Below are 12955 nucleotides of genomic sequence, written 5' to 3'. Positions count from 1 at the left end.
GTCCCGTCACGCTCGACCTCCTCATCCGGTCTGTACCTCCCGACCGGCGGCGTCCCCGAGCACCACCTCGACGCCGGTACGCACCGGACCGGCCGGCGCCCGGTGCGCCGCCGGTGCGGCGAGCGCGACCGGCAGGGCCCGATCCACGTACTCGCAGAGCACGTGGGTGGCGACCAGGTGCAGCTCCTGCACCACCTGGCTCTCGGGCGAGTCGACGGCGAGGCTCTCGTGGCAGGCGTCGGCGAGCGGGTTGGGGGCCGGGCCGGTGAAGCCCCAGCAGCGCAGCCCGTGCTCACGTCCGGCGCGGGCCGCGGCGAGCAGGTTGGCGCTGGCCCCGCTGGTGGACATGAGCAGAAGGATGTCGTCGGGGCGGCCGTGGGCGCGGACCTGGCGGGCGAACACCTCCGGGAAGCCGTAGTCGTTGCCGATCGCGGTCAGCGCGGAGGTCTCCGCGTGCAGCGCGATGGCCGAGAGCGGTTCCCGGTCGTCGCGGAGCTTGCCGACCAGTTCCGCGGTGAGGTGCTGCGCCTCGGCGGCGCTGCCCCCGTTGCCGGCCACCAGCAGCCGCCCACCGGCGGCCAGCCGGTGCGCCAGCTCCCCGCCCCAGCGGGCCAGCAGCTGCTCCGAGCGGCGCAACGGCAGCAGCGCGGCGGCGAGCTGGGTCAGGTGGTCCTCCAGCACCGTCCCGCCGACGGCCGGCCCGAGCGACGCCGCCGACGGCCGGCCGCCGTTGGAGCCCGACGACACCGCCGACGGCCGGCTGCCGTTGGAGCCCGGCGACACCCCCGACGGCCGGCTGCCGTTGGAGCCCGGCGACCCCATCGACGGCCGGCTGCCGTTGGAGCCCGGCGCCGCCATCAGGCGACCACCCGGGTGCGCCGACGCACGGCGGTCACCTCGCCGTACAGCCCGGCGAGCCGCTCCGCGGTGGTCGACCAGGAGTAGTGGGTGCGGGCCCGGTCCAGCGCCGCCGTCGCGTACGCGAAGCGACGGATCCGGTCGCCGAACAGCCGGCGGATCGCCGCGCCGAGCGCCGCGGGGTCCCGGGCCGGCACCAGGTCGCCGGTCCGGCCGGGCACCACCGTGTCGATCAGGCCGCCGACCGCGGTGCCGATCACCGGTACGCCACACGCCATCGCTTCGAGGGGGGTGAGCCCGAACGGCTCGTACCAGGGGGCGGCGACGAGTACGTCCGCCGAGCGGTACCAACGCCCCATCTCCTCGCGCGGTACCGCGCCGACCAGCTTGACCCGATCGGCGATCCCGCAGGATCGGGCGAGCGCCCGCAGCCGCAGCGCGTACGCGTCGGTCTCCAGCAACCCGGCCGGCGGCCCGCCCACCACCACGCACTCGGCGTCGGGGACCAGGGCGGTGGCTCGGATGACGTCCTGGAAGCCCTTGCGTTCCACCAGCCGGCCGACGGTGAGGACGCGGGGCCGGGCGCCGTCCCGTTCGGCCGCGGGGCCGAGCGGGGCGAAGGTGGCCAGGTTCACCCCGGACGGGACGACGGTGATCCGGGACCGGGGCACACCCATCCGGACCAGCTCGGCGACCTCGTCCTGGCACTGCGCCACCACCCGGTCGACCGAGCGGCCCAGCTCCCGCTCGTGCCCGATCCGGCCCGGCGGGCTGGTGTCCTGCGCGCCCTGGTGGCGCCGCTTGACCGTGCCGAGCGCGTGGTACGTCTGCACCACCGGCACCCCGGTGCGGCGGCCGGCGGCGAGGGCGGCGAGGCCGCTCATCCAGAAGTGCCCGTGGACCACCTCGGGCTGCCAGTCGCCGACCCGCCACCGCTCGGCGAGCCACTCCCCGAACGCGGGCATGTACGGCAACAGGTCGTCCTTGGCGACCGGCTCGGCCGGCCCGGCGGGCACGTGCACCACGTCGTAGCCGTCGGGAGCGCGGACCGTCACCGGCAGGTCCACGGCGTCGCGCCGGGTGTAGACGCGGACGTCGTGGCCGGCGGCCGCGAGCGCGGCGGAGAGCTCCGCGACATGCGTGTTCTGGCCGCCGGCGTCCTCTCCGCCGAGAACGGCGAGCGGACTGGCGTGCTCCGAGATCATCGCGATGCGCATACTTCCTCCTCCAGCAGCCGGTCCCAGTCGGCGAGGAAACGCTCCAGGCCGTAGCGGTTCCGGGCCGCGGCCCGGGCCGAGGCGCCCGCCCGGCGGGCCGCCACCGGATCGTCGACGAGGCCGCGGGCCGCCTCCAGCAGCGCGTCGACCCGGGTGGAGAGGGCGCCGGCGGACGGCGGAACCGCCTCCACGGCCTCGGTGGTGGCCAACGCCACCACCGGCATGCCGATGGTCATCGCCTCGATCAGGCTGAGCCCGAGCGAGGTCCACCGGCACAGGTGCAGGTACGCCCGCCGGCGGGCCAGCTCACCGTGCATGGCGTGCTGCGGCACGTCGTCGTGGCTGGTCAGCCGCTCCGGCGGCAGGCCGAGCCGGTCGGCCAGTCCGGCCACCCCCATGCCGTAGACGTCCAGCGGGGCGATCTCGGCGAAGCGGGGCAGCAGGTCGGTGCCGGTGACCCGCCAGCGGCGTACCGGCTCGTTGATGACGACGGCGAGCCGGTCCAGCTCGCCGGTCCACTCGACGGCCGGGGCGACCACCCCGTGCTCGACCACCGCGGTACGGCTGCCGCCGTTGTCCCAGAACAGCTCGTTGAAGTGGGTGACATGGGTGAGCAGCAGGTCGTCCCGGCCGGCCATCGGGTGCCGGGTGTTCGGCACGTCGCCCTTCGGGGTGTTGTGCTCGACGTAGATCGCCGGCACGTCGCGGCCCACCCGGCGGCCCAGCCACTCGCAGGCCAGGTCGAACTCCTCCGGGCGCTGGAGCAGCACCACGTCCACCTCGGACCGGCGCAACTCCTGCGGGGTCACCTCGACGGCGTTGTCCGGCCAGGGGTAGGTGCGCGCGCGGCCGAGGCCGTACGGGCCCCGGTCCGGGGTGACCGGCACCAGGTAGCGGTGCTTGCCGTGCACGAATGACGTGGTCCACGACCCGTGCACGTGCCAGACCAGCACGTTCATCGCACCACCCCGCAGGCGGGGACGGCCGGCCGCGCGGCCGGGGGCTCCGGCGCGTCGGCGGGTACGCCGAGCAGCCGCAACGCCTCCAGCACCCGCCCCGGCTCGACGGCCGAGAGGCAGGGGTGGCCGGGGACCGGGCAGCGGGTGGCGCGGGTGTCCCGGCAGGCCGCCCCGGCGTCGCCGAGCCGGACGGCCGGCACCCGGTACGGCCCCCACTGCCCGAACGGGACGGTGGGGGCGAACAGGCTGACCACCGGTACGCCGAGCGCGGCGGCCAGGTGCGCCGGCCCGGTGTTGCCGACCACCAGCGCGCCAGCCCGGGCGATCACCGCGGCGAGTTCGCCGAGTCCGGTGCATCCGCCCAGGTCGAGGCCGCCGGCGGCGGCGACCCGGGCGGTCAGCTCCCGTTCGTCCGGTCCGCCGGTCACCACCACCCGGTGGCCGGCGGCGCTGAGCACCCGGACGATCCGGGCGGCCAGTTCGGGCGGGCAGGCCCGGGTCTCCACCGAGGAGCCCGGGTGGAGCACGACGTAGCCCGGCTCCCCCGGCCCGGCCGGGGCGGGCGGCAGCCGGTCGACGCGCAGGCGCAGGCCCGGCTCGTCGTCGGCGGGCAGCGCGAAGCCGGCGGCGGCGGCGAGGGAGAGCGCCCGTTCCGGTTCCGGCACCCCGACCGGCACCCGGTGCCGGACATCGAGCAGGGAGCCCGGGTAGTCGTCGCTGATCGCGCTGATCCGGGCTATCCCCGCCATCCGCAGCAGCAGGGCGAGGGGCAGCGCCGACTGGTGGTACGAGGTGAAGACGACCGCCTCCTCCGCGCCGAGCGCGGCGAGCCGGTCGGTGAGTCGACGCAGGTCCGCCGGGTCGACCGCGCCGGCCGGGGCGTCGATCCACGGCAGTGGCCACTCGACGATCTCGTCCACGCCGGGCAGCAGTTCGGCGGCGGCCCGGCCCCGCGGTCCGCAGAGTAGCACCACCCGCTCCGCGTTGGCGGCGACCGCTCGGATGCCGGGGCCGGTGACCAGCACATCCCCGGCGGCGTCGCTGCGCGCCACCAGGACCGTGCCGCGCCGGGGCACGGCGGCGGGGGCGGCCACCAGGCGGATCCGGCGCAGGATCTCCGTGACCGCGCCCGGCAGGTCACCGGCAACCGTGGGCGCGCCGGTCACCTCCGCCGGCCGGGTGGCCGGGGTGGGCACCAGGATGCCGGCGGCGCCGGCCGCGGCGGCGGCGACCATGTCGGCACCGATGTCGCCGACCAGGACGCACCGGGTCGGCGTGGTGCCCAGCGCCCGGGCGGCGGCGTGCACCAGGCCCGGGGCCGGCTTGCGGCAGGCGCAGCCGTCCGGCTCGCCGTGCGGGCAGATCTGCCAGCTGTCGAACGGCCCGAGCAGTTCCTCCACCCGGGCGTTGACCCGGCGCAGTTCGTCCGCGGTGAAGCAGCCCCGGGCCAGGCCGGACTGGTTGCTGACCACCGCCAGACGCAGGCCGGCCGCGCGCAGCCGGTCCAGGGCCTCCCGCGCTCCGGGTACGGGGCGGACCTTCTCCGGGTCGCCGTTGTAGGGCACGTCCTCGATCAGCGTGCCGTCCCGGTCCAGCAGCACCGCGTCGTACAGGCCGGACGGGAACCGGACAGCGGCCGGGTCAACCCGGGCTGACCTGAACTGATCCCGCTCGTGGTCCCGTCGCACGGGCGAATGGTTCCCGAGCCCCCGAGGAGTAAACATCAACTTCGGCGGAGCCGCCTCCGCCGGTGCCGCCTGGCCGGCGTCCCGTCCCCGCCGCGCCGGCCCGGTCCGGCGATACCCGCCGCCCCCGAGAAGCTAACCCGGCCGGGATGCGAGCGGCTGGCCGCGTGGTGCGGCTGAGGCTGGCATGACTCGTCGCAGCCGCTGGAACTGATATCGCGAACGAGTCACACCAACGCCAGAGCCGCCCGAACCCGGGCCCGACCAGGTGTGCGGCAGGTGGTCGATCAGGGCCTGACCAGTACGGCCACCGGACGGGTGTACAGATCTTGACAGGACGGGATCGAGCGGGCGTCCGTACAACCAGACGGCGGCGAATGGCTACCCTCTCAGGTGAAGATGTCGGCCGACCGAGGATGTCCGTGATGATCGAACCCGTGCAGTTGCCCTCGCCGTGGCGCGACGCACGCCTGACCGTGGTCGTTCCGACCTACAACGAGGCGGGCAACCTTCCGACGCTGGTCGAGCGACTTCTCGCCCTGCCGCTGCCCGGGTTGAAGGTGCTTGTCGCGGACGACAACTCCCCCGACGGGACCGGTGAGGTCGCCGACAAGTTGGCCCTGGAGCACCCCGAGCGGGTGCAGGTGGCGCACCGCCCGGGCAAGGAGGGGCTCGGCCGGGCGTACGTGGACGGGATCGGGCGGGCGCTCGACGGGGGCGCGGAGTTCGTCGCGCAGATGGACGCGGACCTGTCCCACCCGCCCGAGGCGCTGCCCGGCATGCTCGGCGCGCTGCTCGCCACCCAGGCCAGCGTGGTCATCGGCTCACGGTACGTGCCCGGCGGCGAGCTGGACGAGAACTGGCCGCTGTACCGGCGCGCGCTCAGCGGCTGGGCCAACCTCTACGTGCACACGCTGCTGCGGGTGCGGATCCGGGACCTGACCGCCGGCTTCAAGATCTGGCGGGCGGACGCGCTGCGTGACATCGGGCTGGAGCGGGTGCAGTCCAACGGCTACAGCTTCCAGGTGGAGATGCACTACCTCGCCACCAAGCTCGGGCACACCATCCTGGAGGTGCCGATCCGCTTCGAGGAGCGCCGGGACGGCGACTCGAAGATGACCACCGCCACCAAGATCGAGAGCGCGCTGATGCCGTTCCGGCTGCGTAGCCGGCACCGCAACCTGGGTGGCTGAGCCGACCCTCGCACCACCCGCTGACCCCACGCTGCGCCACCGTGACGCAGCGTGCGGTTCTCGCACCCACCGCGGCGGGGCTCAGCGGTAGAGCGTCCGGTGCGCGGCGCCGATCGCGCCCGCGTACAGGCCGCCGGTGAGGGTGCGATCCCGGGCGAGGGCCGCCCGCGCGGCGTTCGCGCCGGGCGCACCGTGCACCCCGCCGCCCGGGTGCGCCGACGAACTGGCCAGGAAGAGCCGGTCCACCGGGGTGTCCGCGCGGCCCAGTCCGGGGATCGGCCGCAGGAAGAGCTGCTGGTACGCGGCCGCGGTGCCGCCGCCGATCGCGCCGCCGACCAGGCTCGGGTCGCCGGCCTCCAGGTCGGCCGGGCCGGCCACGTGCCGCCCGACGATCAGCGAACGGAAGCCCGGGGCGGCTTCCTCCAGCACCCCCTCCACCCGCTCCAGGTGGGCGGCGATCTCCTCGGCCCGCCAGTGCCGGCGGAACGGCAGGTGGGTGTACGACCAGAGCGACTCGGTGCCGGCCGGCGAGCGGCTCGGATCCGCCACCGACATCTGCCCCACCAGCAGGAACGGGTCCCGGGGCACCTCCTGCCGGGCCAGCGCCGCCGCGTACGCGGTGAGCCCGTTCAGGTCGGCGCCGAGGTGTACGGTGCCGGCACCCGCCACGGCCGGGTTCTTCCACGGCACCGGTGCGGACAGCGCCCAGTCCACCTTCAACGTGGAGCCGTCCCACCGGAAGTGCGCCAGGTCCTCGACCAGCCGGGTCGGCAGCGCCGCGGCGCCGACCAGGTCCAGGTAGAGCGCCGGGGCGGGCACATCTGCCAGCACGGCCCGGCGGGCCCGCCAGGTGGCGCCGTCGGCGGTACGCACCCCCAACGCCCGGCCCCGGGCGACGAGCACCCGGTCGACCGGGGTGCCGTAGTCGATCCGGCCGCCCCGCTCGATTAGCCGGGCCACCAGCGCGTCGGTGATCAGTTGGGCGCCGCCCACCGGCACCGGCCAGCCGACCTGCTGGCCGAGCATGGCCAGCAGCCACCCGTACACCCCGGACCCGGCGTCCTCGGGGGACAGGTCGGTGTGCACCGCGCAGCCGACGAGCAGTGCCGGCCCGCCCTCGCCGTCGAACAACTCGTCGCCGAGCCGGCGTGCGGGCACCACCAGCCGCCGGGCCAGCCGGAGCGCCCCGGACACGTGCAGCCGGCGCAGCAGGTTCAGCCCGCCACGGACCGGCGGGAACGGGGTGGTGATGGTGTCCAGCATCGGCTCGGCGACCCGGCACCAGTCGGCGTACGCGTGCCGCCAGCGGTCCCCGTCGGCGGGGGCGAACGCCGACAGCGAGGCCGCGGTGACGTCCGGGTCTCGGTTGAGTACCGCCGCCCGCCCGTCGGGAAACAGGTGGGCCAGCACGTCCGGGGCGTGCGTCCAGGCCAGCCCGTACCGGTCCAGGTCGAGCCCGCGCAGCACCGGCGAGGCGTACCCAAGCGGATAGAAGGAGCTGTAGAGGTCGCTGAGGTAGCCGGGGGCGGTGACCTGGGCGGACCGGACCGCCCCGCCGGGCACCTGGGTGGCCTCCAGTACGAGGACGTCCCAGCCCGCGTCGGCCAACAGGTTCGCGGCCACCAGCCCGTTGTGACCGGCGCCGACGACGACGGCGTCCGCCGTGCCGGTGGGCTCCATCAGATCCTCCTACCCGGCCGGTTACCGGGCGAAACGCGTTTGCCGCGCCCGCACCGGGGCATCCACTGCCGCATGTACACGGTTGCACAGCTCATAGGTGGAGTGTGGGGTGCCGGGGGCGCGGGAGGCGAACTGGTCGTACACGATCCGGCCGACGGCTCCCCGGTAACCACCGTACCGGTGGCGACGGCGGACGAGGTGGCCAAGGCGGTCGAGGCCGCCCGGGAGGCGGCGGCCGAGTGGGCGGCGACCGATCCGGCGCAGCGGGCGGCGGCGCTGCACCGTGCGGCGGACGCGGTGGCGGCCGTCGCCGAGGAACTGGCCGGGGCCACCACGGCGGAGATGGGCAAGCCGCTGGACGACGCGCGCGGCGGCGTGGCGGCCGGTGTCGGCACGCTGCGGCAGTACGCGGAACTGGGCCCGGTACGCGGCGGGCGGACGCTGCACGGCGCCCACTCCGCGCTCGACTTCATGGCCCCCGAGCCGCGCGGCGTGGTCGCCGCGATCACCCCGTGGAACGACCCGGTGGCGGTCTCCTGCGGGCTGCTCGGCGCGGCCCTGGTCACCGGCAACGTGGTGCTCTACAAGCCGAGCGAGCGCGTCCCCGCCACCGGCTGGCTGCTGGCGAGGGCGCTGGACTCCGCGCTGCCGGCCGGCGTGCTGTCGCTGCTCACCGGTGGCGGTGAGGTGGGCGCGGCGCTGGCCGGGCAGGACGTGGACGTGGTCGCCCACGTCGGGTCCACCGCCACCGGCCGGGCGATCGCCGCCGCCGGCGCCCGCACCCGCGCGAAGGTGCTGCTGGAGAACGGCGGCAGCGACCCGCTGGTGGTCGACACCGGCGTCGATCCGATCTGGGCGGCCGAGCAGGCGGCGTTGGGCTGTTTCGCCAACGCCGGGCAGATCTGCGTCGCGGTGGAACGGATCTACGTGCACCGGGACCTCGCCGAGGACTTCGTCGACGCGCTGGTCGAGCGGGCCGAGGCGCTCCGGGTGGGCCCGGGCCGGGACCCGGGCACGCAGCTCGGGCCGCTGGTCGACCGGCGGCACCGGGACCACGTGCACGGGCAGGTCACCGCGGCGACGGCCGAAGGGGCGCGGGTCCGCACCGGCGGCGAGATACCGGACGGGCCGGGAGCCTTCTACCCGGCGACCGTGGTCGCCGACTGCCGGCACGAGATGGCCCTGGTCCGCGAGGAGACGTTCGGGCCGGTCGCCCCGGTGGTCGTGGTGGACTCGTTCAGCGAGGGGCTGCGCTGCGCGGCCGACTCCCCGTACGGGCTGGCCGCCACGGTGCTGACCGGTTCGATGAGCCACGCCCACCGGGCCTGGCGGGAACTGCCGGCGGGCACCGTCAAGATCAACGCGGTCTTCGGGGGTGCGCCGGGCGGTGCCGCGCAGCCGCGCCGCGGCAGCGGCCAGGGCTTCGGGTACGGCCCGGAGCTGCTCGACGAGTTCAGCACGGTCAAGGCCGTGCACATCGAGGCCCCCGGCGGCGGCCACTGGTGAGCACGGCAACGGGAGCCCGAGGCCGATCCCGGGCTCCCGTCACGTCGGGCGTGGTCAGCGACCGCCGCGCGCCTCGCGGGTCGCCTTGTCGTTCGCCTTCTGGATCGCCTTGACCAGCTCCGGCTTGTTCATCCGGGACCGGCCCGGCACGTCCAGTTTCCGGGCGACCTCCATCAGGTGCTCCTTGGGCGCGTTGGCGTCCACCCCGACGGCCGTCGGCGCCCGTCGGGCCGGACCACCGCCGGCAGCCTGCTGGTCGCTCGGGCCCTTGCGTCCCTTCGGCTCCCAGTGGTCGCCGACCTTCTCGAACTCGTGCTTCAACGCGGCGAAGGCGGTGCGGTGCGCCCGCTGTCCCTCGCCGTACGTCTCCACGGCCGAGTCGTGCGTCTTCTCCCAGGTCCGCTGCGCCTTGTCCGGGGAACGCCGCAGCGTGCTGGGCAGTACCTCGCGCCCGGGCATCTCGTCCTCCTGGAGTCTCGATGGGTTCCTGTGACCGTTCCCCCACGTCCCGGCGGCAAACCGGCACCGGCGTTTGTCGATTTTCCTGACGGGGTACCGCCGGGCCACGCGCACGGCGCGTCGGACCTCGGAGGGAGCGGTCATGGCGGCGACGACGGAGCCGGTGGTCACCGGCCGGCGGGCCCGGTTCCCCCGGCGGATACGCCAACTGAGCTGGCCCACCTGGCGCGGGGTGCTGGCCCGCAGCGGGCGGAACTTCGTCCGGGACAACTGCGCGGACTGGGCGGCCGCGCTGACCTACTACGGGGTGCTGGCGCTCTTTCCCGCCACCGTGGTGGTGGTGGCCCTGGTCGGCCTGGTCTCCGACGGCGAGCGGACCGTCGACACGGTGGTCGGCCTGGCCCGGGACATCGGCGCGGGCTCGGTGGTCGGCAACGACGGCTTCGTCAGCGCGGTCCGCGGCGTGGTGGCGCAGCAGGACTCGGCCAGGGTGCTGCTCGGCTTCGGGTTGCTCGGCGCGCTCTGGTCGGCGTCCGGGTTCATCGGCGCGTTCACCCGGGCGTCGAACGCGGTCTACGGGGTCGCCGAGGGGCGGCCCTTCTACCGGCTGCGCCCGCTGCAGATCGGCCTGGCCGCGGTGTCGTTGCTGCTGCTCGCCGTGGCCGCCACCGGGCTGATCGTCAGCGGCCCGGTCACCGACGCGCTCGGCGACCGGCTGCACGCCGGCGGGGTGACCCGCACCCTGTGGACGGTGGCGAAGTGGCCGCTGCTCGCCCTGATCGCGATGACGCTGCTGTCGCTGCTGTTCTGGATCGCCCCGAACGTTCGGCAGCCCCGGTTCCGCTGGCTCACCCCGGGCGGCGGCCTGGCCCTGCTGGCCTGGGTTCTCGCCTCCGCCGGATTCGGCCTCTACGTCGCCAACTTCGGCTCGTACGACGTGACGTACGGCAGTCTCGGCGCGGTCATCGCCTTCCTGGTCTGGCTCTACCTGTCCAACTGTGCCCTCCTGCTCGGCGTACAGGTCAACGCCGAACTCCAGCGCGGCCGGGTGATGCAGACGGGTGCCGGGGACCCGGGTGAGCCCGTCCTGCCGCCGCGCGCCCCGGCCGACGCGTGACCGGCTTCGGCTGGTTCGTCGCCCGATGACCGGCCCGACCGTCCGGCCCGGTTTACCGCCGGTCCCCTCGGGCATGTCTGTCGGCATGGAACGTGGCAACAGCAAGCACTCACCCAGGGTCGACGACAACATGAGCCAGGACGTCAGCGGTCTCGTCCAGGGGCCGGGGGCTGGTGGCTCACGGGTCGACGAGTCCCGCCAGCCGGAGCCGGCGGGTGAGGACCAGCCGGAGCCGAAGACCCTGACGGCCGGCGCGAGCCGCGGCGGCAACCCGCAGGGGATGAGCATGGACGACGTGGAGGCGCGCAGCCGCCTCGGTCGGTTCATCACCATGACCGCCCTGCCCGGTGACCGTGAGGCGCTGGTGGCCAACGCCCGGGAGAACCAGGCGCCGACGGACATCGTCGCCGCCCTGGAGAGCCTGCCCGTCGGTACCCGTTACCAGACGATCTCCGAGGTGTGGGCCGCCCTCGGGCACAAGAACGAGACGACGCGCTGGTGAGCGGAGCGGCCCACGATGGCCGTGCGGACACCGGCGGGAACAGGAGGAGCCTGCGATGAGTGGCGTGATGGAACACGTGGACGTCGCCGTCCCGATCCGTACCGTGTACGACCAGTGGACGCAGTTCGAGGCGTTTCCCCGCTTCATGGAGGGCGTCCACGAGGTTCGGCAGCTCACCGACACGATGACGCACTGGACGGTCGAGATCGCCGGCGTGAAGCGCGAGTTCGACGCCGAGATCACCGAGCAGCTACCGGACGAGCGGGTGGCCTGGCGGTCGACCGAGGGCACCCGGCAGGCCGGCGTGGTGACCTTCCACCGGCTCGACGAGGGACACACCCGGGTCACCCTGCAGTTGGAGTTCGAGCCGCAGGGCGTGGTCGAGCAGGCCGGCGACAAGCTCGGTCTGGTGGACCGCCGGGCCCGGGCCGACCTGGACCGGTTCAAGCAGTTCATCGAGCGCCGCGGTCAGGAGACCGGTGCCTGGCGGGGCACGGTGGACCGGCCGACCCCCTGACGTCGCCGCCTCGGCCGTTTGCGATCACCGCACCCGGGTACCGCTAGAGAATGACCGACAAGGACCGCCACGTGTGGCGCGACGAGACCCGTACTCCGCTCCACGAGCTGGACCGGGCACTGGCCCGGTCGACCGTCGACGGGCAGGCCGACGACGTCACCGGCAACGACGCCGGTGAGGAGTCCGCGTTCGGCCACGGACCCGAGGCGGTGGACCGCGGCGCCGGTCCGGAGGCCGAGCGGCGGGAGATGACCGACGCGGACCGGGCGTACCGGCCGTCGACCATCGGCCGGACCGGCCCGGACGCGTGAGCCGGCGGGCGCCGGGTGCCTGCCGAAGGCTCCCGGTGCCCGCCGACGGTTTCCGGCCCGACGGCACCCGGAGGTGCGGTGACCGGACGGACCGGCGCGACTCGACCGAAGCGCTACGAAACAAGGCAACCCGGCCGATAAAACGGACAGCCCAGCCAGAATCGGCCGAACGGGGGACGGCGCTGCCCAGGCCCCGAGTAAAACTTTCGGAATGCAACAGGGCTCGGGTTTCCTCACCCCACGTCAGCGCCGCCTGGCCTGGCTGGGCTTCCTGCTCGCCGCCGCCCAGGCGCCCGTCGCGGCCAAGCTGGTCTCCGACGGTTCCTGGCTGTTCAGCCTCGTGGTGGCCCTCATGGTGGCGACGGTGATCGTCGCCGACGACGCCGCCGGCCGGGTCTCGCAAGATCGCGCTCGATCCATGGAGTAGCGGGCTCGCGGCGGCGTGGTTGAGCACGCTCCGCCGAGCGGCTAGCCCCCGGCGCTCGGCCGGGCCTCGTGCCCCGGCCGGCCAGGGCTGCGTCGGCGTTCCTTCATCTCCGCCTCGTGGAGGTGACGCCGGCCGCCGACCAGCTCGTCGCGGGCTCGGCGGTCCACCTCCCGGAAGAGCGCGTAGTAGCCGTCGTCGAAGTCCTCGACGATCTGGAAGGTCCAGCGTCCCGCGATCACGTTCCGGCCGAGCAGGTCCCGGTCCACCAGTTCGGCGATCTCGTCGTGGCCCGCCGACCGGAACAGCGCCACCGCGTCGTCGAGCATCAGGTCGGCGTGGCCGATCATCTGGTGCAGCGAATAGAGGTGCCCACGCGCCCGCTCGACCGTCTCCAGGGCCTCGCTGAGCTTGCCGAGCGCCGCGACCGTGGCATCGTTCACGCCCGCCGGGCGGCGGTGCGCCTCGTCCGGTCCGTCCGCCTGCTGTCCCATCCGTTCCTCCACGGCCCCACCGCCCCGGTTCGC

General features: G+C 74.7%; 14 protein-coding genes. 7 read left to right on the top strand and 7 right to left on the bottom strand.

Annotated features, from left to right (window positions below; translation table 11 throughout):
• Positions 1-21: 21 nt before the first annotated feature.
• Genes GA0070604_RS09245 through GA0070604_RS09230 form a run of 4 tightly spaced genes read right to left on the bottom strand, consistent with a single transcriptional unit; the run spans position 22 to position 4722 of the window.
• Positions 22-858 (bottom strand): D-sedoheptulose-7-phosphate isomerase, encoded by an 837-nt coding sequence (locus GA0070604_RS09245; protein WP_244161802.1) that lies wholly within the window; start codon positions 856-858, stop codon positions 22-24.
• Entirely contained in the window at positions 858-2075 is a 1218-nt protein-coding gene (locus GA0070604_RS09240; RefSeq protein ID WP_091117316.1) for a glycosyltransferase, read from the bottom strand. Before GA0070604_RS09240 ends, GA0070604_RS09245 begins: the two co-directional genes overlap by 1 nt.
• Complete coding sequence (locus GA0070604_RS09235) at positions 2060-3034, bottom strand: glycosyltransferase (protein WP_091117313.1); 975 nt, start codon at positions 3032-3034, stop codon at positions 2060-2062. The genes GA0070604_RS09240 and GA0070604_RS09235 overlap by 16 nt, the downstream gene beginning before the upstream one ends.
• Positions 3031-4722 carry an HAD-IIIA family hydrolase gene (locus GA0070604_RS09230; protein ID WP_091117310.1) on the bottom strand — a complete coding sequence of 564 codons (1692 nt, stop codon included), beginning with the start codon at positions 4720-4722 and terminating at the stop codon, positions 3031-3033. The genes GA0070604_RS09235 and GA0070604_RS09230 overlap by 4 nt, the downstream gene beginning before the upstream one ends.
• 422 nt (positions 4723-5144) lie before the next feature.
• On the opposite strand from GA0070604_RS09230, the gene GA0070604_RS09225 reads away from it, so the two are divergent.
• A complete protein-coding gene (locus GA0070604_RS09225) occupies positions 5145-5912 on the top strand; it encodes a polyprenol monophosphomannose synthase (protein ID WP_091117307.1) in 768 nt (255 codons plus the stop codon).
• Positions 5913-5993: 81 nt separating this feature from the next.
• On the opposite strand, the gene GA0070604_RS09220 is transcribed toward GA0070604_RS09225, so the two are convergent.
• A complete protein-coding gene (locus GA0070604_RS09220) occupies positions 5994-7592 on the bottom strand; it encodes a phytoene desaturase family protein (RefSeq protein WP_091117304.1) in 1599 nt (532 codons plus the stop codon).
• Between the two features lie 72 nt (positions 7593-7664).
• Here GA0070604_RS09220 and GA0070604_RS09215 point away from each other — a divergent pair, with 72 nt between their 5' ends.
• A complete protein-coding gene (locus GA0070604_RS09215; protein ID WP_091117302.1) occupies positions 7665-9098 on the top strand; it encodes an aldehyde dehydrogenase family protein in 1434 nt (477 codons plus the stop codon).
• Positions 9099-9152: 54 nt separating this feature from the next.
• On the opposite strand, the gene GA0070604_RS09210 is transcribed toward GA0070604_RS09215, so the two are convergent.
• Positions 9153-9557: a ChaB family protein gene (locus GA0070604_RS09210; RefSeq protein WP_091117299.1), complete on the bottom strand. Its 405-nt coding sequence runs from the start codon at positions 9555-9557 to the stop codon at positions 9153-9155.
• Positions 9558-9699: 142 nt separating this feature from the next.
• Here GA0070604_RS09210 and GA0070604_RS09205 point away from each other — a divergent pair, with 142 nt between their 5' ends.
• From GA0070604_RS09205 to GA0070604_RS09185, 5 genes are all read left to right on the top strand, one after another.
• Positions 9700-10674 (top strand): YihY/virulence factor BrkB family protein, encoded by a 975-nt coding sequence (locus GA0070604_RS09205; protein ID WP_091117296.1) that lies wholly within the window; start codon positions 9700-9702, stop codon positions 10672-10674.
• Between the two features lie 85 nt (positions 10675-10759).
• On the top strand, positions 10760-11176 hold the full coding sequence (locus GA0070604_RS09200) for a DUF2795 domain-containing protein (RefSeq protein ID WP_091117294.1): 417 nt from the start codon (positions 10760-10762) through the stop codon (positions 11174-11176).
• A 55-nt stretch (positions 11177-11231) separates the two neighbouring features.
• Positions 11232-11693 (top strand): SRPBCC family protein, encoded by a 462-nt coding sequence (locus tag GA0070604_RS09195; protein ID WP_091117291.1) that lies wholly within the window; start codon positions 11232-11234, stop codon positions 11691-11693.
• Between the two features lie 50 nt (positions 11694-11743).
• Positions 11744-12004 (top strand): hypothetical protein, encoded by a 261-nt coding sequence (locus GA0070604_RS09190; RefSeq protein WP_091117289.1) that lies wholly within the window; start codon positions 11744-11746, stop codon positions 12002-12004.
• A 211-nt stretch (positions 12005-12215) separates the two neighbouring features.
• Positions 12216-12431, top strand: coding sequence for a hypothetical protein (locus tag GA0070604_RS09185; protein ID WP_091117287.1), 216 nt, complete (start codon positions 12216-12218; stop codon positions 12429-12431).
• 41 nt (positions 12432-12472) lie between these two features.
• Here GA0070604_RS09185 and GA0070604_RS09180 read toward each other — a convergent pair whose 3' ends face one another.
• Complete coding sequence (locus GA0070604_RS09180) at positions 12473-12922, bottom strand: hypothetical protein (protein WP_091126995.1); 450 nt, start codon at positions 12920-12922, stop codon at positions 12473-12475.
• Positions 12923-12955 lie beyond the last annotated feature (33 nt).

The organism is Micromonospora eburnea, from assembly GCF_900090225.1.
Lineage (GTDB): Bacteria > Actinomycetota > Actinomycetes > Mycobacteriales > Micromonosporaceae > Micromonospora > Micromonospora eburnea.
This window is presented reverse-complemented; position numbering and strand designations above follow the sequence as displayed.

What these genes read in the sequence shown, in the direction of transcription:
- GA0070604_RS09245 (WP_244161802.1), bottom strand. Translation starts at nt 858, where the DNA reads ATGGCGGCGCCGGGCTCCAACGGCAGCCGGCCGTCGATGGGGTCGCCG.
- GA0070604_RS09240 (WP_091117316.1), bottom strand. Translation starts at nt 2,075, where the DNA reads ATGCGCATCGCGATGATCTCGGAGCACGCCAGTCCGCTCGCCGTTCTC.
- GA0070604_RS09235 (WP_091117313.1), bottom strand. Translation starts at nt 3,034, where the DNA reads ATGAACGTGCTGGTCTGGCACGTGCACGGGTCGTGGACCACGTCATTC.
- GA0070604_RS09225 (WP_091117307.1), top strand. Translation starts at nt 5,145, where the DNA reads ATGATCGAACCCGTGCAGTTGCCCTCGCCGTGGCGCGACGCACGCCTG.
- GA0070604_RS09220 (WP_091117304.1), bottom strand. Translation starts at nt 7,592, where the DNA reads ATGGAGCCCACCGGCACGGCGGACGCCGTCGTCGTCGGCGCCGGTCAC.
- GA0070604_RS09215 (WP_091117302.1), top strand. Translation starts at nt 7,665, where the DNA reads ATGTACACGGTTGCACAGCTCATAGGTGGAGTGTGGGGTGCCGGGGGC.
- GA0070604_RS09210 (WP_091117299.1), bottom strand. Translation starts at nt 9,557, where the DNA reads ATGCCCGGGCGCGAGGTACTGCCCAGCACGCTGCGGCGTTCCCCGGAC.
- GA0070604_RS09205 (WP_091117296.1), top strand. Translation starts at nt 9,700, where the DNA reads ATGGCGGCGACGACGGAGCCGGTGGTCACCGGCCGGCGGGCCCGGTTC.
- GA0070604_RS09200 (WP_091117294.1), top strand. Translation starts at nt 10,760, where the DNA reads ATGGAACGTGGCAACAGCAAGCACTCACCCAGGGTCGACGACAACATG.
- GA0070604_RS09195 (WP_091117291.1), top strand. Translation starts at nt 11,232, where the DNA reads ATGAGTGGCGTGATGGAACACGTGGACGTCGCCGTCCCGATCCGTACC.
- GA0070604_RS09190 (WP_091117289.1), top strand. Translation starts at nt 11,744, where the DNA reads ATGACCGACAAGGACCGCCACGTGTGGCGCGACGAGACCCGTACTCCG.
- GA0070604_RS09185 (WP_091117287.1), top strand. Translation starts at nt 12,216, where the DNA reads ATGCAACAGGGCTCGGGTTTCCTCACCCCACGTCAGCGCCGCCTGGCC.
- GA0070604_RS09180 (WP_091126995.1), bottom strand. Translation starts at nt 12,922, where the DNA reads ATGGGACAGCAGGCGGACGGACCGGACGAGGCGCACCGCCGCCCGGCG.